The organism is Bradyrhizobium sp. LB13.1 (assembly GCF_054056815.1).
Window position 1 is genome coordinate 1,205,051 of sequence record NZ_JBSRYQ010000001.1, and the last position, 19,413, is coordinate 1,224,463.

The 19,413-nt window shown below is 64.5% G+C and carries 19 protein-coding genes and 1 pseudogene; 11 read left to right on the forward strand and 9 right to left on the reverse strand.

The window, feature by feature from the left end; translation table 11 throughout:
- The first annotated feature begins 112 nt into the window (after positions 1–112).
- Complete coding sequence (locus tag ACVWYI_RS05650; protein WP_247352356.1) at positions 113–478, forward strand: nuclear transport factor 2 family protein; 366 nt, start codon at positions 113–115, stop codon at positions 476–478.
- Here the strand turns inward: ACVWYI_RS05650 and ACVWYI_RS05655 are convergent.
- Positions 475–1,816: pseudogene (locus tag ACVWYI_RS05655) on the reverse strand (histidine kinase). The gene ACVWYI_RS05650 and the pseudogene ACVWYI_RS05655 sit on opposite strands and share 4 nt — an antisense overlap.
- An 85-nt stretch (positions 1,817–1,901) precedes the next feature.
- Here ACVWYI_RS05655 and ACVWYI_RS05660 point away from each other — a divergent pair.
- From ACVWYI_RS05660 to ACVWYI_RS05680, 5 genes are all read left to right on the forward strand, one after another.
- Positions 1,902–2,546 (forward strand): response regulator transcription factor, encoded by a 645-nt coding sequence (locus ACVWYI_RS05660; protein ID WP_247352361.1) that lies wholly within the window; start codon positions 1,902–1,904, stop codon positions 2,544–2,546.
- A 562-nt stretch (positions 2,547–3,108) separates the two neighbouring features.
- The gene (thrC, locus tag ACVWYI_RS05665) at positions 3,109–4,527 is read left to right on the forward strand and encodes a threonine synthase (protein WP_456661458.1); all 1,419 of its coding nucleotides are present in this window, start codon (positions 3,109–3,111) and stop codon (positions 4,525–4,527) included.
- Positions 4,524–5,813: a M16 family metallopeptidase gene (locus ACVWYI_RS05670; protein ID WP_247352364.1), complete on the forward strand. Its 1,290-nt coding sequence runs from the start codon at positions 4,524–4,526 to the stop codon at positions 5,811–5,813. Before thrC ends, ACVWYI_RS05670 begins: the two co-directional genes overlap by 4 nt.
- A 39-nt stretch (positions 5,814–5,852) precedes the next feature.
- On the forward strand, positions 5,853–6,440 hold the full coding sequence (locus tag ACVWYI_RS05675; RefSeq protein ID WP_247448411.1) for a GNAT family N-acetyltransferase: 588 nt from the start codon (positions 5,853–5,855) through the stop codon (positions 6,438–6,440).
- Between the two features lie 137 nt (positions 6,441–6,577).
- The gene (locus ACVWYI_RS05680; protein WP_456661459.1) at positions 6,578–7,234 is read left to right on the forward strand and encodes a hypothetical protein; all 657 of its coding nucleotides are present in this window, start codon (positions 6,578–6,580) and stop codon (positions 7,232–7,234) included.
- 199 nt (positions 7,235–7,433) lie between these two features.
- Here ACVWYI_RS05680 and ACVWYI_RS05685 read toward each other — a convergent pair whose 3' ends face one another.
- The 6 genes from ACVWYI_RS05685 to ACVWYI_RS05710 form a co-directional block, all read right to left on the reverse strand.
- Entirely contained in the window at positions 7,434–7,919 is a 486-nt protein-coding gene (locus tag ACVWYI_RS05685; protein ID WP_247352370.1) for a F0F1 ATP synthase subunit B family protein, read from the reverse strand.
- A gap of 5 nt (positions 7,920–7,924) precedes the next feature.
- Positions 7,925–8,491: a F0F1 ATP synthase subunit B family protein gene (locus ACVWYI_RS05690; protein WP_247352371.1), complete on the reverse strand. Its 567-nt coding sequence runs from the start codon at positions 8,489–8,491 to the stop codon at positions 7,925–7,927.
- A gap of 59 nt (positions 8,492–8,550) precedes the next feature.
- Positions 8,551–8,781, reverse strand: coding sequence for a F0F1 ATP synthase subunit C (locus tag ACVWYI_RS05695; RefSeq protein WP_007599451.1), 231 nt, complete (start codon positions 8,779–8,781; stop codon positions 8,551–8,553).
- A gap of 53 nt (positions 8,782–8,834) precedes the next feature.
- Positions 8,835–9,584, reverse strand: coding sequence for a F0F1 ATP synthase subunit A (locus ACVWYI_RS05700; protein WP_247448414.1), 750 nt, complete (start codon positions 9,582–9,584; stop codon positions 8,835–8,837).
- Positions 9,585–9,696: 112 nt separating this feature from the next.
- Positions 9,697–10,071, reverse strand: a complete 375-nt coding sequence (locus ACVWYI_RS05705; protein WP_018459992.1) for an AtpZ/AtpI family protein — start codon at positions 10,069–10,071, stop codon at positions 9,697–9,699.
- Positions 10,072–10,206: 135 nt separating this feature from the next.
- Complete coding sequence (locus ACVWYI_RS05710) at positions 10,207–10,500, reverse strand: hypothetical protein (protein WP_456664623.1); 294 nt, start codon at positions 10,498–10,500, stop codon at positions 10,207–10,209.
- On the opposite strand from ACVWYI_RS05710, the gene ACVWYI_RS05715 reads away from it, so the two are divergent.
- Together ACVWYI_RS05715 and ACVWYI_RS05720 are read left to right on the forward strand one after the other, a co-directional pair.
- Entirely contained in the window at positions 10,433–10,954 is a 522-nt protein-coding gene (locus ACVWYI_RS05715; protein WP_456661460.1) for a hypothetical protein, read from the forward strand. The genes ACVWYI_RS05710 and ACVWYI_RS05715 overlap by 68 nt on opposite strands.
- 8 nt (positions 10,955–10,962) lie before the next feature.
- The gene (locus ACVWYI_RS05720) at positions 10,963–11,436 is read left to right on the forward strand and encodes a secondary thiamine-phosphate synthase enzyme YjbQ (RefSeq protein WP_456661461.1); all 474 of its coding nucleotides are present in this window, start codon (positions 10,963–10,965) and stop codon (positions 11,434–11,436) included.
- 67 nt (positions 11,437–11,503) lie between these two features.
- On the opposite strand, the gene ACVWYI_RS05725 is transcribed toward ACVWYI_RS05720, so the two are convergent.
- Entirely contained in the window at positions 11,504–13,129 is a 1,626-nt protein-coding gene (locus tag ACVWYI_RS05725) for an MFS transporter (RefSeq protein WP_247352379.1), read from the reverse strand.
- A gap of 331 nt (positions 13,130–13,460) precedes the next feature.
- Between ACVWYI_RS05725 and ACVWYI_RS05730 the strand changes: the two genes are divergently transcribed.
- Positions 13,461–14,132 (forward strand): response regulator, encoded by a 672-nt coding sequence (locus ACVWYI_RS05730; protein WP_247352380.1) that lies wholly within the window; start codon positions 13,461–13,463, stop codon positions 14,130–14,132.
- A 746-nt stretch (positions 14,133–14,878) separates the two neighbouring features.
- On the opposite strand, the gene ACVWYI_RS05735 is transcribed toward ACVWYI_RS05730, so the two are convergent.
- Entirely contained in the window at positions 14,879–17,716 is a 2,838-nt protein-coding gene (locus ACVWYI_RS05735) for an ATP-binding protein (RefSeq protein ID WP_456661462.1), read from the reverse strand.
- Between the two features lie 198 nt (positions 17,717–17,914).
- Between ACVWYI_RS05735 and ACVWYI_RS05740 the strand changes: the two genes are divergently transcribed.
- Positions 17,915–18,334 carry an organic hydroperoxide resistance protein gene (locus ACVWYI_RS05740; protein ID WP_456651737.1) on the forward strand — a complete coding sequence of 140 codons (420 nt, stop codon included), beginning with the start codon at positions 17,915–17,917 and terminating at the stop codon, positions 18,332–18,334.
- 40 nt (positions 18,335–18,374) lie between these two features.
- Entirely contained in the window at positions 18,375–19,406 is a 1,032-nt protein-coding gene (locus ACVWYI_RS05745) for an alpha/beta fold hydrolase (protein WP_456661463.1), read from the forward strand.
- Positions 19,407–19,413 lie beyond the last annotated feature (7 nt).

A 19,413-nucleotide genomic window follows, 5' to 3' on the forward strand; every position in this document is an offset into this window, starting at 1 on the left:
TCCGCAGATAGCTCGAGGGAACCCGGTATCGCCCGGGGTTTACCATTCAGCGCACATTCACGAGTGTAGTCCTAAGCAACCAGTGATTTTCCGCGGCAGACAGGATTGCGGCGTGAGCGATTTCGACCAGATGGGAATTGTCGTCGACTGGGTGGATGCCTGCAGGAAGGGCGATCTCGCGACGCTGCTCGACCTCTATGCGGACGACGGCCAGGTCGAATGCACGTGTAACGGCACGCAGCGCTATCGCGGCCGCACCGAGCTCGAAGCCTATTGGCAGCCGCGGCTCAGCGCTTTCTCGTCGGCAGGTTTCGGGCTGGAGGAAATCCATCCCGCGCCCCACGGCGTCGATCTCGAATATTCCGTCGCCGGCGCGCTGCGCATCCGCGCCTCGTTTTGCTTCAGCCCGGACGGCAAGATACGCACCACGCTGTGCGAGCCGGCGCGACAGAACACGCACCTTGGCTGTGCGTGCTAATCGGTGACCGGTGCCTCGCCTGCCGGTTCGGCGGGAAGGCGGCAGCGCACATAGGTTCGTTCATCCGCGCGCAGCAGTGACAGCGATCCGCTGAGCGCGCGCACGCGCTCATGCATGCCGGTCAGGCCACGGCCGAACAAATCGCCTTCGGGAAAGCCGCCGCCGTCGTCGGAAATCTCGATGACGACCGTCTCGCCGGCGAAGGTCGCCTGCACATGGGCATTGCTGGCGCCGGCATGGCGCAGCACGTTGGTCAGCGCCTCCTGAATCACGCGATAGACGGTCTGAGCCAGCGGCCCGTCGATCCCGTTGAGATCCGGATCAATCGTGTCCGTCAGGCCGACATACGGGGCTTGCTTGCGAAAGTTGCGGAGCAGCGTCTGCACGCTGGTCTCCAGACCCAATTCCTCGATGTAGAGCGGTCGCAAGCGGTCGAGGATGCGGCGATTGGTCTGCTGGAGTGCCTCGACCGATTGCAACACCTCTTCCGCCGAATTGCCGAGATGTCCCGCCGTAGGCGAGGCCTCGACCAATGCGATCGTGCCGACGCGAATGCTGAACAGCAACGGGCCGAGTTCGTCGTGCAGTTCGCGCGCGAGATCGCGCCGCTCGTCGTCCTGGAGCGACACCAGGCGGTGCAGCAGGTCGCGATTGTCCTGGCTCAATTGCGCCAGCGTTGCGGCCAGCGCATTGGCCTCCTCGCAGCTTTGCCGGATTTCCGGCGGTCCTCCGACCGGGATCGGCGTTGCGTAGTCGCCGCGCCGTATCCGCGTGAGGCCTTCGCCGAGGTATTGCAGCGGGCGCAGGGCCGATCCGGCGAAAACATAGGCAATTGTGCCGGTGAGCACCCATCAGCACGGCGACGAGGGTGGTCAGCGCGAGAAAGCCGATCCACTTCTCGAACAGGTCGGCCGACAGGTCCGGCAGGAAGAGGAGATCGCCGACACGCTGGCCGCCGATCATCACCGGAGTTGCCGTGTCCATATCCGGAATGGTGAGCAGGTCGACAAACCATTGCGGCGCGCCATGCGGCTTGCGCAGACCGTCCTTCACTGAAGACGCGGGACCGGCGTCCACAGCACGGAATTGGATATCAGAGGAGATGTCCAGAGAATGGACAAAGGCGTCGAGGGTCTGCCGCGGAGTGTTCGAGGTGCGCAGGGTGTTGTTGAGCGCGGCGGCAACCGTCTGGGTCAAACGCCACCCCGGCTCGTTCTCGTCGGCCAGTTGCCCGGTCGCGAAGGTTTGAAGCAGCACGCCGCCCATGATCAGCGCGGCGAGGAAGCCCATGCCGAGCGGCAGGAACAGTTGGGTTCTGAACGAGAGGCGTTGCCACATTAGGTCAATTCTAACGCGCATCGGCCGGATTTGCTCTTTCCATTTGTTCCCGGGGGTCTATGAGTCGAAAAGCAAGAGAGCTGCGATGCAAGATTCCACCAAGCCGGCAACCCGAGTCCTGATCGTTGACGACCATCCCGTGGTGCTGTCCGGTTGCCGCACCCTGTTCGCCTCCGACCATTCGATCCGGATCGAAGAGGCGGCCGACGCCAAATCCGGGCATCGCGCCTATGTCAGCAAGCGGCCCGACGTCACCGTGATCGACATCAGCCTGCCGGATGTCTCCGGCTTCGAACTGATGCGGCGCATTCGCAAGGACGATCCGGACGCCAAGATCATCATGTTCAGCATGAATGACGATCCGGCCTTCGTGGTGCGGGCGGTCGAGCTTGGGGCGCAGGGCTATGTCTCCAAGGGCGACGATCCCCGGATCCTGCTCAAGGCGGTGCGCAAGGTGGTCGCCGGCGACAATTTCATCTCGCCGCAGCTCGCGGAAGCCGTGACGTTTTCCGGCGCGGCGATCAAGGCCAACCCGGCCTCGCAGATGACGCCGCGGGAGCTCGAGATTCTTCGCCTGCTGGGGCGAGGCGACAAGATCGTGGAGGTCGCCGAGGCGCTCGGCATTTCTTACAAGACCGTGGCCAACACCACGTCCCTGCTCAAGCAGAAACTCGGTGCCAAGAACCATTCCGATCTGATCCGGATCGCGGTGGAAATCGGGATGAGCTGACGCCCAGAGCGCCGAACCGGCTGCTCCAGGATGCTGCCGGTTCGGCGGGGCGGAGCGGTCTCGGCGCTGAGCCGGGCAATGCATGGATAGCGCCGATACCATCCGCCGACACAATGGACCGAGCCGGCAGTTCGTTCCGGAACTGTCCGGTCATTCGGGAAATAATGGCAATGTGCGCCAAGAAATCGCTCGCGAGCATTTGTCGACGCCGAGGCATTGCCGGGAAAAATAGGAACATCTTCTCTCACGCGCCGTTTTGGCTCTTGACGATGTCGTGACAGGCGACGAAAGCTTGCGCGAATAGTTTTAGCGGGTCAGCGACCCCAAGAGGCAAACTGGTCTGCACACATCAACGACAGACCTTCCAGGAGAGGGCTGCGGCATTGCCGCAGCCCTTTTTATTGGGCAGCCCTTTTTCGTTGGATCGGCAGGGACGCGAAGCGGTTTCCCGATGCCGCAAAACACTTTATGGTGGCCCAAGCCTCTGGCTGTTAACAAGTAGTTTCGTAAAATCAAAGGCTTGCGGATCGAGCTCAGGCTCGGCCGGCCTTTGGAGGGCAGTTTGACTCGTTATATCTCGACCCGGGGCGAGGCCCCCGAACTCGGCTTCTGCGACGTGATGCTGACCGGGCTTGCCCGCGACGGCGGCCTGTATGTGCCGGCCGTCTGGCCGCAACTCTCGACTGAGGCCATCGCCGGCTTCTTCGGTCGTCCCTATTGGGAGGTCGCGGTCGAGGTGATCCGTCCCTTCGTTGGCGGCGAGATATCGGATGCCGAACTCGGCCGCATGGCGAACGAGGCCTACGCCACCTTCCGCCATCCCGCGGTGGTGCCGCTGCGCCAGATGGCGGCGCACCAGTTCGTGCTGGAGCTGTTCCACGGTCCGACGCTCGCCTTCAAGGACGTGGCGATGCAGCTGATCTCGCGGCTGATGGACCATGTGCTTGCCAAGCGCGGCCAGCGCACCACCATCGTGGTCGCGACCTCCGGCGACACCGGCGGTGCTGCGGTCGACGCGTTCGCGGGGCTCGAGAATGTCGATCTCATCGTGCTGTTTCCGCACGGCCGCATTTCCGAGGTGCAGCGGCGGATGATGACCTCGACAGGTGCGGCCAATGTCCACGCGCTCGCCATCGATGGCAATTTCGACGATTGCCAGGCGCTCGTGAAGGGGATGTTCAACAACCATCGCTTCCGCGATGCGACCTCGCTGTCCGGCGTCAATTCCATCAATTGGGCGCGCATCGTCTCCCAGGTGGTCTACTATTTCACCTCCGCCGTTGCCGTCGGCGCACCGGCGCGCGTGGTGGACTTCGTCGTGCCGACCGGCAATTTCGGCGACATCTTTGCCGGCTATGTCGCCAAGCGCATGGGTCTTCCGGTGCGGACGCTAGGCATCGCCGCCAACGTCAACGACATCCTGGCGCGCACGCTGAAGACCGGGATCTACGAGGTGCGCGAGGTGCACGCTACGGCGTCGCCGTCGATGGACATCCAGATCTCCTCGAATTTCGAGCGGCTGCTGTTCGAGGCTGGCGGGCGCGATGCCGCCGGCGTGCGCCGGCTGATGGATTCGCTGAAACAGTCGGGGCGCTTCGTGCTGCCCGATGCGACGCTGGCCGCGATCCGCGAGGAATTCGACGCGGGCCGCGCCGACGAGACCGAGACCGCGGCCGCGATCCGCGCCGCCTGGCGCGAGGCGGGCGAGTTGGTCGATCCCCACACCGCGGTCGCGCTCGCGGTCGCCGATCGCGACACCACCGACACGACGGTTCCCAGCATCGTGCTGTCCACCGCCCATCCGGCCAAATTCCCCGACGCGGTCGAGGCGGCCTGCGGCCAGCGGCCGCAACTGCCGGCCTGGCTCGACGGTCTGATGACCAAATCCGAACACATGAAGGTGATGAAGAACGACCAGGCCGAGGTCGAGCGGTTCGTGCTGTCGGTCAGCCGCGCCGCGAAACAGGGAGTTGCCGGATGAGCGTCGAGATTTCCAAGCTTGCGTCCGGCCTGACCGTCGTCACCGACAAGATGCCGCATCTCGAAACGGCGGCGCTCGGCGTCTGGGCCGGCGTCGGCGGGCGCGACGAGAAGCCCAACGAGCACGGCATCTCGCATCTTCTCGAACACATGGCGTTCAAGGGCACGACGAAACGCTCCTCGCGCGAGATCGTGGAGGAGATCGAGGCGGTCGGCGGCGACCTCAATGCCGGCACCTCGACCGAGACCACGTCCTATTACGCGCGGGTGCTGAAGGCCGACGTGCCGCTCGCACTCGACGTGCTCGCCGACATCCTCGCCAATCCCGCCTTCGAGCCCGACGAGCTCGAGCGCGAGAAGAACGTCATCGTGCAGGAGATCGGCGCGGCGCAGGACACGCCCGACGACGTCGTGTTCGAGCATCTCAACGAGCTCTGCTATCCCGACCAGCCGATGGGCCGTTCGCTACTCGGCACCGCGAAGACCTTGCGTGCCTTCAGCCGCGACTCGCTGCGCGACTATCTGTCGACGCATTATCGCGGGCCCGACATGGTGGTGGCGGCGGCCGGCGCGGTCGATCACAAGCAGGTGGTCGCCGAAGTCGAGCACCGCTTTGCCAGTTTTGAGGGGACGCCGGGTCCCAAGCCGCAATCCGCACAGTTCGGCAAGGGCGGCACCAAGGTGGTGCATCGCGAGCTCGAGCAGGCGCATCTGACGCTGGCGCTGGAAGGCGTGCCGCAGGGCGATCTGTCGTTGTTCTCGCTCCAGGTCTTCACCAACATCCTCGGCGGCGGGATGTCGTCGCGGCTGTTCCAGGAGGTCCGCGAGAAGCGCGGCCTCTGTTACTCGATCTACTCGTTCCACGCGCCCTATACCGACACCGGATTCTTCGGCCTCTACACCGGCACCGATCCGGCCGATGCGCCCGAGATGATGGAAGTCGTGGTCGACATCATGAACGATTCGGTGGAGACCCTGACCGAGGTCGAGATCGCGCGGGCCAAGGCGCAGATGAAGGCGGGCCTGCTGATGGCGCTGGAGAGCTGCTCGTCGCGCGCCGAGCAGCTCGCCCGGCATGTGCTGGCCTATGGCCGGCCCCAGACGGCCGAGGAGCTGGTGGCCCGGATCGACGCCGTCAGCGTCGAATCGACCCGGGATGCGGCGCGTGCGCTGCTTTCGCGCAGCCGCCCTGCGGTTGTCGCATTGGGCAGCGGCAGGGGTCTGGACACGGCGGTGTCTTTTGCGGAAGGATTGACCCGGGCACGCGCCAAAGCGCGGCTGCATTAGGAGCCGCGCACGGGCTGATCTGCCCCGGGAAGCATCACCATGGCCCTCTTTCGCCTGCCATCCAGTGGACCTGCCGCGCTCGCGCCGCGCGGCAACGGCCTGTTGCTACGCGCGCCGCAGATGTCGGACTTCCTGCAGTGGGCGCATTTGCGCGAGTCCAGCCGCGATTATCTGACGCCCTGGGAGCCGATCTGGCCGTCGGACGATCTCACCCGCTCCGGCTTCCGTCGCCGCCTGCGTCGCTATTCCGAGGACATCGCCGCGGACCGTTCCTATCCCTTTCTGATCTTCCGCGAGCTCGACGGCGCCATGCTCGGCGGCATCACGCTCGCCAATGTCCGGCGCGGCATCGTCCAGGCCGGCACCATCGGCTATTGGGTCGGGAAGCCCAACGCCCAGCGCGGCTACATGACCGCCGCGCTGCGGGTGCTGCTTCCGACGCTGTTCGGCGAACTCAATCTGCACCGGGTCGAGGCCGCCTGCATTCCGACCAATGCGCCGTCGATCCGGGTGCTGGAAAAGTGCGGCTTCTCCCGCGAGGGGCTGGCGCGCCGCTATCTCTGCATCAACGGGGTCTGGCAGGACCATCTGCTGTTCGGCCTGCTGCACGAGGATTTCCGCGGCTGAGCCCGTTCATTCATGTGGCCAAAGTCTCCTTGTTTGCTGCCCTGTTGTGCTTGCCTTGGGTTCGCCGATTTTGACGATATAACGGCGCAAGGCCGGCCGGCGATCGGCCTGGATGTTGTCGTGGAGTATGGGCGTTGATGGTGCAGAAGTTTCGGTCGTCGCGGAATACGTTGCGGCGGGGGACAGCGGCCGCGTTGGCGTTGTCGGTTGCGCTCGTCTCCGTCTCGCCGGTCGCGGCGCAATCGCTGACCGATCGATTCAAGGGCCTGTTCGGCGGCAAGTCCGACGAGCCGGCACAGCCCAAGCCGGCGCCTGCGCCAGGCCAGCCGGCGGCCGATGACGACGTCGATTGTCCGCAGGTTACGGTGCGCGCGGGGGCCTCGACCTACGCGGTTGGCGCCACCGGCAAGCCGGCCGTCGGCAATGAGATCCGCTTCCAGGCTACGATCACCAAGATGGCGCGTGAATGTACCCGGAACGGTGCCGATATCACGGCCCGGATCGGCATTCAGGGCCGCGTCATCGCCGGTCCCGCCGGTGCGCCTGCGACCGTCGAGGTGCCCTTGCGCATCGCCGTGGTGCAGGGCGGCGTCGGCGAGAAGGTGATGGCCTCGAAGGCCTACCGAACCACCGTCGAGATGTCGGAGGGCGGCAGCGTGCCCTTCACGTTCGTCGCCGAGGATCTGGCCTATCCGATGCCTTCGGCCAAGGCCGCCGATTCCTACATCTTCTATGTCGGCTTCGACCCGCAAGCGCTCTCGCCCGAGCCGAGGGCGCGGGGGAAGAAGAAGTAACCACGAAAAGATTGTTGTCACGCCCCGCGAAGGCCGGGCATCCAGTACGCCGCGGCTTCTCGATTGATCAGGACAGTCTCTGGAATACTGGATCGCCCGCCTTCGCAGGCGATGACATCAGGTTTGCCGATGCAGTGCCCGACAAACAAAAAAGCCGGCACTCATCGCGCCGGCTTTCTGATTGGTGAAGCGAGACCCCTCAGTTCAGCTTCTGCCGAACCTCGGTGATGCCCTTGGCGAGCAGATCGTCGGCGACGTTGCCCTTGACCGACTGCGACAGGATCGTGGAGGCGGCCTGGACAGCGGCTTCCGCGGCTGCGGCGCGGACATCGGCCACCGCCTGGGCCTCGGCGAGCGCGATCTTGCCTTCCGCGGTCTTGGTTCTGCGGGCGACGAAGTCTTCCATCTTTGCCTTGGCCTCGGTCGCGATGCGCTCGGCTTCGGACTTGGCGTTGGCGATGATGTCGGCAGCCTCGCGCTCGGCCGTCGCGGTGCGCGCCTTGTAGTCGGCGAGCACCTTGGCCGCCTCCTGCTTGAGGCGCGTCGCGTCGTCGAGCTCGGCCTTGATGCGGGCTGCGCGATGATCGAGCGTCGTCAGCAGGGTCTTGTGGATGCCGAGATAGGCAAACACGAGCATCAGGATGACGAAGGCGACGGCGACCCAAAATTCAGGTTCGAAGAACATATCGACTAACCCTTCAAGGACGCATCGACCGCGGCATTGACCGACGCGGCGTCGGGAACGACACCGGTAAGCTGCTGCACGATCTGGCCGGCCGCATCGGCTGCGATGCCGCGGACGTTGCTCATGGCGGCGGTGCGGGTCGAGGCGATGGTCTTCTCCGCCCCGGCGAGCCTGGCCGCCAGCTGTTCTTCCAGCGTCTTGCGCTCGGCTTCCGCCTGCGCATTCGCCTTCTCGCGGGATTCGTTGCCGATCGCCTGTGCTCGCGTGCGCGCCGAGGCGAGCTCGCTTTCATAGGCCTTCAGCGCGGCGTCGGACTGGTCCTTCAGCTTCTGCGCTTCGGCGAGGTCACCCTCGATCTTGTTCTGACGCGCCTCGATCGCACCGCCGATACGCGGCAGAGCGAGCTTGGACACGATCACGTAAAGCAGGACGAAGAAGATCGCGAGCGACACCAGCTGTGAAGCGAAGCTGCTGCTCTCGAACGGCGGGAAGCCGCCACCGTGGTGACTACCGTCAGCCTCGGTGTGGGCGCCCGCCGCCGGACCTTTTGCGCCGCCATGACTTTCAGCCATGGAGTACTCCTGTTGCAGTCATGCGCGCCGCTTCGGTTGAAGCGGCGCGAAACACGTCCTCAGAGCGGAACGAACAGCAGCAGCAGCGCGATCAGCAGCGAGAAAATGCCGAGCGCTTCGGTCACGGCGAAGCCGAAGATCAAATTGCCGAACTGGCCCTGAGCAGCCGAAGGGTTGCGAACGGCTGCGGCGAGGTAGTTGCCGAAGATCACGCCGACGCCGACGCCCGCGCCGCCCATGCCGATGCATGCGATGCCCGCGCCGATAAGTTTTGCTGCTGCCGGATCCATTTTAGACTCCTTGGAAGAAAGATTGGGTTGTGGGTGGAAATTCCCCGGACCGCTCAGTGTCCCGGATGAATGGCGTCGTTGAGGTAGATGCAGGTCAGGATCGCAAACACATAGGCCTGCAGGAACGCGACCAGAATCTCGAGAGCGTACAGCGCGACCGTGAGCGCCAGCGGCAGCACGCCGCCGACCCAGCCGACGGCGCCGAGCGAGAAGCCGAGCATGGCGACGAAGCCCGCGAACACCTTCAGCGCGATGTGGCCGGCCAGCATGTTGGCGAAGAGACGGACACTGTGGGAGACCGGCCGCAGGAAGAACGACAGGATCTCGATGAACATGACCAGCGGCAGGATGTAGATAGGGACGCCCTGGGGAACGAAAATCTTGAAGAATTTCAGGCCGTTCTTGTAGAGGCCGTAGATCAGGACGGTGAAGAACACCAGCAGCGCGAGCGCTCCCGTCACGATCAGATGGCTCGCAATCGTGAAGGTATAGGGGATGATACCCACGAGGTTCGAGACGCAGAGGAACATGAACAGCGAGAAGATCAGCGGGAAGAACTTCATGCCTTCCGCGCCGGCCGTCGAACGGATGGTCGAGGCGACGAACTCGTAGGAGATTTCGGCGACCGACTGAAGGCGCCCGGGAACCAGTTGCGTGCCGCTGGCAAGCATCAGGATCGAGATGATCGCGACCGCCACCAGCATGTAGAGCGACGAATTGGTGAAGGCGATCGTGTGATTGCCGATATGGCCCAGGGTGAAGAGAGGCTCGATGTTGAACTGGTGGATCGGGTCGATTTTCATCAGCGCAGCATCTCTTGGTCTGCCGGGCAATGCCGGCGGGTCTCGGTCTGCCGGTCGGGCCGGCCCGTACCGGCGAAGCCGGCACGATCATTCCTCTCCTGGTGTGGACCGCTTAAGAACCACCGCGTCTGTTTTGACCCGCGCCTGCCGTTCTCACCACGTTCACCACGCCGGCCACGAAGCCCAGCAGCAGGAACACGATAAATCCGAAAGGCGATGTCGACAGCAAGCGGTCGAAACCCCAGCCAATCCCCGCTCCGACAACGACCCCGGCGACCAACTCGGAGGATAACCGGAAACCAAGCGCCATCGCCGAGGCTCTGGCCGCCCTGTCCTCACCGTCACCTGCGGGTTGCTCGGTCTTGACGTGGCGGCCGCGAAATTCGGACAACCGCTGATCAAGATTTCCGAGCCGTTCGGAAAGCGCAGCTTCCTCGGGCGATCTATCGCGATCTCCATTCTCGCCGTGTCCCGTGCCCTGTGTCATGCAACGAAGACCCGAAACGCCGCGGCTGAATGGAAATTACGCCCGCCACCCTCAAAAGCCGCGCGGACCATACTGATGGGCCATAATCAAGTCAAGCCAAGTCACGATTGTGTCCATTCCTGTTATGTATCTGATTTATTTTACAATATTGGCGCGCGCGGCAGCGCTGCACACAGCGTGACGCCGCACCGCAGCAGCTCTCCGCATGATCGGCGGATGCCGTCGCCATTTCGCCCCGCTGCCGGGATCAAAGAGGGCACTGCCCTCGTTGATATCAGGGGCGCGTTTTGGGCGGCGGATCGCCTCGCGGGGGTGTAGAATTTGCGAGAGTGCCACCTTTCGCGTCGTGGCGGAGAGCGCGATGAGACCAGCGAATTCATCCACAACATCATGGCTTGCGGCCGCGACGTTCGCCGCGGTGATGACCATCAGCGGCGGCTGCCTCGCCGCGCAATCGGCGCCCGACAGTGAAAACGGCCGCTACAGCATGACCCCCATCCCCGACGGCGTGCTGCGGCTCGACACCCGCACCGGCACGGTATCGACCTGTACCAGGAGCGGCGCCGGTTGGGCCTGCTACGCGGTGCCCGACGAGCGGACCGCGCTCGACGCCGAGATCGGCCGGCTCCAGGCTGAAGTCGAGACGCTGAAGGGACGGCTCGCGGCGGGGCCGACCGTATCAGGCAAGATCGACGAGGCGCTGCCGAAATCCGATCCGTTCAAGAAGGCGGAGCCGAAGGCCGCCGAGGGTGACCGCAGGATCGAGATCCCGCTGCCGAGCGACCAGGACGTCGACCGCGTGATGTCGTTCCTGGAAAAGGCCTGGCGCCGGCTGATCGACATGGCCAACCGCGTGCAGAAGGACGTGTCGGGGAAGATTTGAGAGTTTGAATGGCATCTGAGAAACGCTTCGCACGCTCTGCGCCGTCGACTGTGCAAGTCACCGCCATCGCATCGTCGCTGCTGACCGTGCAGACGCCGGGCCGCGGCTTCACCGATCTCACCGGCGAAGCTGCGAAATTCGTCGCCGAGGCGGGCCCGCGAGACGGCGCGTTGACATTGTTCATCCGTCACACCTCGGCGTCGCTGACGATCCAGGAGAACGCCGATCCCTCCGTGCTCGTCGATCTCACCACCGCGCTGTCCCAGCTCGCGCCGGAGAACGCCGGATGGACGCATGATACCGAGGGACCCGACGACATGCCGGCGCACGTGAAGACCATGCTGACGCAGACTTCGCTTCAGGTCCCGGTCCTGAACGGCAAGCTCATGCTCGGTACCTGGCAGGCGATCTATCTGATCGAGCACCGCAAGCGCCCGCACCGGCGCGAAATCGTGCTGCAATTCATCGGCGGCAATCAGTAGAGCCCAAAAGAAAACCGGCCGCGGAGCGATCCGCGGCCGGTTGGTGTTGATTTGGATCTGCCGCCGATCAGGTCGCCTTGATGTCGACGTCCTTGGTCTCGGGCAGGAAGAACAAGCCGATCACGACGGTAATCGATGCGAAGATGACCGGATACCAGAGGCCCGCATAGATATCGCCCGTCGAGGCCACGATGGCGAAGGCGGTCGCCGGCAAGAGGCCACCGAACCAGCCGTTGCCGATATGGTAGGGTAGCGACATCGAGGTGTAGCGGATGCGGGTCGGGAACAGTTCGACCAGCATCGCGGCGATCGGGCCGTACACCATGGTGACGAAGAGCACCAGGACGAACAGCAGTCCGACAACCGCGGCTACCTGCGGACGGAAGATGTCGAACGGATGCGCCATCTTCACGATGCCCGTATCGCCGGCCTTCGGATACCCGGCTGCCTGCGCGGCGGCGAGGAGCGCCGGATTACCGTCCTTGGCGTTGGCGTAGGCAACTTCCTTGCCGTTGACCATCACCTTCACGCCGGAGCCGGCCGCACCTGGCGTGGTCGTGTACTTGACCGACGACTGCGACAGGTAGGCACGTGCGGTGTCGCAAGGCGAAGTGAAGACGCGGGTGCCGACCGGGTTGAACAGGTCGCCGCAACCTGCGGGATCCGCCACCACCTCGACCTTGACCGACTCGATCGCCTTTTCCAGCGCAGGATTGGCGTTGGTGGTGATCATCTTGAAGATCGGGAAGAAAGTGAGCGCCGCGATCAGACAGCCGCCGAGGATGATCGGCTTGCGGCCGATCTTGTCGGAGAGCATGCCGAACACGATGAAGAAGCCGGTGCCGAGCAGCAGCGACCAGGCGATGAGCAGGTTGGCGGTGTAGCCGTCGACCTTGAGGATCGATTGCAGGAAGAACAGCGCGTAGAACTGGCCGGTGTACCAGACCACGCCTTGGCCCATCACGCCGCCAAGCAGCGCCAGCAGCACGAGCTTGCCGTTCTGCCAGTTGCCGAAGGCTTCCGTCAGCGGGGCCTTCGAGCTCTTCCCCTCGTCCTTCATCTTCTGGAAGATCGGGGATTCGTTGAGACGAAGCCGGATCCAGACCGAGACGCCAAGCAGCAGCACAGAGACCAGGAACGGAATGCGCCAGCCCCACGCCGCGAACTCGGGTTCGCCGAGCGCGGAGCGCGTGAACAGGATCACCAGCAGCGACAGGAACAGGCCGAGCGTCGCCGTGGTCTGGATGAAGGAGGTGTAGTAGCCGCGCTTGCCGTTCGGAGCATGCTCCGCGACGTAGGTTGCCGCACCGCCATATTCACCGCCGAGCGCCAGGCCCTGGGCGAGGCGCAGCGCGATCAGGATGATCGGGGCCGCGATGCCGATGGTCGCCGCGTTGGGCAGCAGGCCGACGATGAAGGTCGACAGACCCATGATCAGGATGGTGACGAGGAATGTGTATTTGCGGCCGACGATGTCGCCGATACGGCCGAACACGATCGCGCCGAACGGGCGCACCAGGAAGCCTGCCGCGAAGGCCAGCAGCGCGAAGATGTCGCGGGTTGCCGGGGGATAGGCCGAGAAGAACTGCGCGCCGATGATGCCGGCCAGCGACCCGTAAAGATAGAAGTCGTACCACTCGAAGACGGTACCGAGCGAGGAGGCGAGAATGACGAACCGTTCGTCTTTCGTCATCCCACCCTCGCGTGCTTGAGACACAGCCATTGTCGACATGTTGAGTCGCTCCCCGAAAAATCGTTTCCTCACGCCCTAGGTGTCCGGGCGGGCCGGATCAACCTAGGTCTTGCCCTCAAGGTAACATTGGCGTGAAACCCGCCCCAATACGACTTTTGGCCTTTCGCACTGACGCGCAGCTGACGGCGGATATCAGGCCGCCGCCTGTCCTCCGGATTAACCCCTTTGCTTTAAAGGAATAATGCGCCCTTGCATGCCACGGCCGCTCAGGGAAGAATTAGGGTGCTGCGGCGTTGACTCGCCGCCCGGCGCGAACGACAGCAAGAGAACGATGAACGCTCCTTCCACCCATCTCGTCATTGCCGATGACCATCCGCTGTTCCGCGACGCGTTGCGGCAGGCGGTGGCGGGCGTCCTGACCTCGGCCAGGATCGACGAGGCCGGATCGTTCGAGGATCTGACCAAGCTTTTGGAACAGGCCTCTGACGTCGACCTGATCCTGCTCGACCTCTCGATGCCCGGGATCTCCGGCTTTTCTGGTCTGATTTATCTGCGCGCCCAATATCCGGCGATCCCGGTGGTTATTGTCTCGGCCTCCGACGACAGCGCCACGATCCGCCGCTCGCTCGATTTCGGCGCCTCGGGTTTCATCCCGAAGCGGTTCGGCGTCGAGACCCTGCGCGATGCCATCCTCAAGGTGATGGAGGGCGACGTCTGGGTTCCCGCCGACACCGACCTGTCGGCCGCCGCCGACCCCGACATGACGAAGCTGCGCGACCGTCTGGTGACGCTGACGCCGCAACAGGTGCGGGTCCTGATGATGCTGTCGGAGGGGCTGCTCAACAAGCAGATCGCCTATGAGCTCGGCGTCTCCGAGGCCACCATCAAGGCGCATGTCTCGGCCATCCTGCAAAAGCTCGGCGTCGAAAGCCGCACCCAAGCCGTGATCGCCGCCGCGAAGATCGCCGGCGGCCAGTGGAGGCAGGGCACCCCGACGGGGTGAGCCTGTAGCGAGCTGCGCGACCGCGTCTGTGTCGCCCCCCTGTCAATCCGCCCGTGCGAAAATATTCCACTTTACCGAAATTCGGTTTTGGCGTATGTGTCGCCCATCCCGGCTCACCCTTGAGGGGCGACCATGCGTCGTGATGGTCGTAGAGCCGGGCTTGCGGTGGACGCGACAGCGTCGGGTGCGAAAGTGCGGGCAGGGCGGATTGCTCTCCGTGAGCCCAAAACTTCGTGCCGACGAGCGGCGCTGTCAGGTTCGTCTCGTCATCAGGTCGGCGGCAACGTGCACAACGTCGTCGAAACCGGTGGCGACAAGCGAGCCGTGCGTACGGCAAAACCGTGTGGTCCTGGCCGTCGTTGCTACGGTCAAGCCTTTGCGGAGGCGGCATTCGCGTCAACCGGCGCGGTGTCCGCGACTTTCGCTGGGGCGAGGGAGGCCAACAGGAACTCGGCTCCCGGGAGAGCACGGCATAAGCCGTAAAGCCACTGCGCAGGGAAGGCCGAGTGATTTGGCTACACCTGTATGCTGCTGTGCGGTTTCCTTGCGCTACACTTTCGCGCAGCGGACCGCGGGTGCCAGCCGGCACCCGGCCTTCCCTGCACCCTCCTGGACAAGAGAGTGGAGAGATCAAGCAAAGCTCGGGCGAAATGCGCCGCGAGGACGCGAAGGCGTGTCTGCGAGTTCAAATGTGCATTGGAGGATGGCGATGCCGCCCCTTGCTCGCAATGACGATGCGGTGCGCCCTATAATGTCTGCAGCAAAGCGTTGGCTATTTTGATATCCGCTGTCTCTGATCCCTCGATAAAACCTTCGAGCGCCGATTGAAGCAATCGTTTCGCTTCCTCGCGCCGGTCGCGTTCGGCAAGGAATCCGGCAAGATCGATCGCGGCCCGCAGCTCCCAGGCTTTGGCGCCTTTGCGACGACTCAATTCCAGTGATTGCACGAAGTGGGCTTCTGCCTGATCGGCCTCGGGCTGCGGGCGGGCCAGGAGAACCCTGCCCTTCATGCGCAGCAGCTCGGGCATGTACAGATGATCGCCGCTCTGATCGACGAGGCTGATCGCATCGTCGAGCAGGCGCGCACCTTGTTCGACTTGCTCGAGCGCCAGAAGACCGTTCACAAGCGCGATGTTGAACGTCGTGGTGAGCAGTTCGTAGCCGGCATCGTGGAGCTCGCGCAGACAGGCTCTGATCGTCACGATGCCATCAGAGTCGCCGCGCCGGATCGCCAGCTCGCCTTTGACGCCGCGGCCGACCGCAAGATAAGGGCCCATCGAGCGCGATTCGGCATGGGCGATGAAGCGGTCGATGTTCTCTTCCGCGCCATCGAGATCTCCGCTCCAGAGATCGATCGAGACCGCCCAGATCAACGCGATGCAGAGCGTGATCGGATGGTCCATCTGCGCGGCCTCGATGATCGTCTGCCGGGCCAGTTGCAACGCGTCCGCGGGGCGGCCCTGCAACCAAAACTCTCGCGCGAGCGAGATGCCGGCCCGGTTGCGGTGATCGAAGCCATAGACCGTGCTGATCCGTTCCGCGCCCGGCCCGTGCCAGGCGGCCTCCAGCATGGTCAACGCGTCGCGATGCTCGCCGGCCAGATGCAAGGAGACACCCAGCAGCGAATGGGCGAGGGCGAGCGAGGCGGCATCGCCGAGTGTCTCGGCGACCGTGAGGCTTTGCTGCGCATAGCCGAGCGCGGCGTCGAACTGTCCCATCCGCTCGTGGAAGATATGCACGCGACCGAGCAGCTGGAGCTGGTTCGGCGCGTCGCCGCGCGCCTCGGCGATCGCAAGGCTCCGGCTCAAGGCGGCACGCGCCGCTTCGCTGCCGCCGCGCGTGAACATCAAGGTCAGTCCGAGCGCGGCCTGGATGTGCATTTCCTCGGCACTGCCGCGCGAGGACGGATCGATTGCAAGCAGCGCCCGTTCAGACCAGCGCCGGCATTCGATCAGCAGCGACATGGCGAGAAAGATGGGAGCCGCCGCAGCAGCGAGTGTAACGCCGATGCCGGCATCGCCGTTCACGCCAAAACACCAGTCCAGCGCGGCGCGGTCGTTGTGAAGCGCGGAGAAATGGATCGCGCGCTCGTCGGCGCTCGGCACCGCGGCCCATGTCCTACCGGCCTGCTCCAGCCATCGCCGGTAGTAGGTTGCGTGGCGGGCGGCGAGCGATGCGTCATCAGGCCCGACATCGCGCAGATAGGCGCGCGTCGTGTCGAGCAGACGATAGCGCATCATGGCGCCGATCGGCCGCGGCGCGACCATCGACTTGGCCATGAGGCCGTCGATGGCGTCGAACAGGCGGGAGCGGTCGACCCGTTGGTCCGGCACGATCTCCAGTGCGGCGTCGATCGTGAAGTGACCGGCGAAGACCGCGAGCCGGCGCAGCACCAGGCGCTCGATGTCGGACAGGAGCCCGTAGCTCCAGGCCAGCGTCGCCTGCAATGTCTTCTGTCGTGGCGGCGCCGTGCGCTGGCCCTGCCAGAGCAGATTGAGGCGCTCGTCGAGCAGCATCGCGGTCTGCTCCAGGCCGTAGGCTTCGACCCGGCCGGCGGCGAGTTCGATCGCCAGCGCCATGCCGTCGAGCTTGCGGCAGATGCCGGCGACGATTGCGGCGTTGGCATCGTCGAGCGCAATCTGCGCGCCGCCGGCCGTGGCACGTTCGAGGAAGAGCTGAAGCGCGGGATAGGTCTGCGCCGCGGCCGCCGTCAGTCCGGGATTGTCGGGCGGAACGGCAAGCGGGGCCAATCGATAGACCTGCTCGCCCTCGACGCGCAGCGCTTCGCGGCTCGTCGCCAGGAGGTGGACATGCGGTGCGGCGTGGAAGATCTCGGCGGCCAGCGGCGCTGCGGCTGCGACGACGTGTTCGCAATTGTCGAGGATCAGCAGCATCCGCTTGTCCCGAAGATGGGCGAGCAGCGCGGGCAGGGGATCGTCGGTTTGCGCTGGCAGGCCGAGCATCAGCAGGATCGACGTGATCACGAGATCGGGATCGCTCAATGCGGCAAGATCTACAAAGTGCGCGGCGTCGGAGAATGTTTCGAGCAGGTCGTGAGCGATCGCAACTGCAACGGCAGTCTTGCCGACGCCGCCCGGGCCGACGATCGTCACGAAGCGCGAGCCGATCAGCCTGTCGGAGACGGCGGCGACTTCATCGTCGCGCCCGACCATCCGTTGCAGCCGGTTCGGCAGTTTGAGGGGCGGCAATTCCGTTCGCCGTGCGGCGCGCCGCTGTGCCGGGAGTTCCACCCGCGAGATCGGTGCCACGAAGCAATAGCCGCGGCCCGAGAGTGTGGCGATGTAGCGAGTGCCGTCCTTGCCGTCGCCAAGGACCTTGCGAAGCGCCGCGACGTGAAAGCGCAGATTGGCTTCCTCGACCGTGATGCCGGGCCACACCAGCGCCATGAGATCAAACTTGCTGACGACCTCGTTCGGCCGCGACATCAGCGCGATCAGCGTGTCGAAGGCCTTTGCACCGAGCGGCAGCGCGACGCCATCGCGCATCACGAGTCTTTCATGCGGCATCACGGTGAATGGTCCAAACGACAGGGTTCCCGTTGCGGTGCCGGCCGGCTCGGTCATGGCGGAATCCTGATCGTTTCGAAGGGACCGGATAGCCAGATGATCGCGATCCGGCAAGGCCGTCCCTGCATCGGCATCAGACCGCGGATGCAGGCCTTGCGAGGGGTGCGAGCCGAGACCTCACAACTTCTCACAAGTCCAAACGGGTGTCCCGAGGCCGCCGCTGCTAGTCAGTTGTGCGACGGCAAGGAGACCTCGATGACCCAAGCGGCAAAATTGCTCTACACGGCCCGGACCCACACCAGCGGCGGGCGACAGGACGGCATGTCGCGCAGTTCAGATGGCCGCCTGGACGTCAAGCTGTCGCCGCCGGGCGGCGCGGGTATCGGCACCAACCCCGAGCAATTGTTCGCGGCCGGCTGGTCGGCCTGCTTCGAGGGCGCGATGGAGATCGCGGCCCGCAAGCGGAAGATCCAGCTTCCAAGGAAATGCGCGATCGACGCGGAGATCGACCTCGTGCTCGACGAGGGCGCCTATTCGCTCAGGGCACGCCTCGATGTCAGCCTTCCCGGTCTCGATCGCGAGATCGCGCGCGGGCTCATCGATGAGGCGCACCAGACCTGCCCCTATTCCAAGGCCGTTCGCGGCAACATCGACGTCACGGTCGCGCTGATCTGACGCACCAACACCAACCAACCATCAACAAGGTAGCAACACCATGAAACAGATCATTGACCAGCACCGGCGTCAGTTTTTCGGCGTGGCGGCGGGAACCGTCGCCGCCGGCCTTGGCGTGATCGGCCTCGCCCGCGCCGAATCGGAAGCGCCGCGCTCCTCCGCGACGAATGCGTCGTTCGGCGCGATCAAGCAGATCGATGCCGGCGTCCTCAACGTCGGCTACGCGGAGGCCGGTCCTGCGAACGGTCCCGTCGCGATCCTGCTGCACGGCTGGCCTTACGACATTCACGCCTTCGTCGATGTCGCGCCGATCCTGGCAAAGGCCGGCTATCGCGTCATCATCCCTTATCTGCGCGGTTACGGCTCGACGCACTTCCTCTCTGGCGAGACGCCCCGCAACGGCGAGCCGGCCGCCATGGCCGTCGACATCATTGCGCTGATGGACAAGCTCGACATCAAGAAGGCGGTCGTCGCCGGTTTCGACTGGGGCGCGCGCACCGCCGATATCATCGCCGCGCTGTGGCCGGAGCGCTGCCGCGCGCTGGTGTCGGTCAGCGGCTATCTGATCTCCAGCCAGGCCGCGGGCAACGCGCCGCTGCCGCCGTCGGCCGAGCTGCAATGGTGGTACCAGTTCTATTTCGCGACGGAGCGCGGCCGCGCCGGATACGAGAAGTACACGCATGATTTCGCAAAACTGATCTGGAAGCTCGCTTCGCCGCAGTGGAAGTTCGACGACGCGACCTTCGACCGGAGCGCGGCGGCGCTGGACAACAAGGATCACGTCGCGATCACGATCCACAATTACCGCTGGCGGCTCGGGCTCGCCCAGGGCGAAGCGAAATACGAGCAACTCGAAAAGAAGCTCGCGGCGGCTCCGGTTATCGACGTGCCGACGATCACGATGGAAGGCGACGCCAACGGTGCACCGCATCCCGACCCAAGCGCCTATGCCAAGAAGTTCTCAGGCCGGTACGACTATCGCCTGATCACCGGTGGCGTCGGCCACAATCTGCCTCAGGAAGCACCGCAAGCCTTTGCCAAGGCCGTCATCGACGCCGACGGCGGCGCCTGAGGATTTT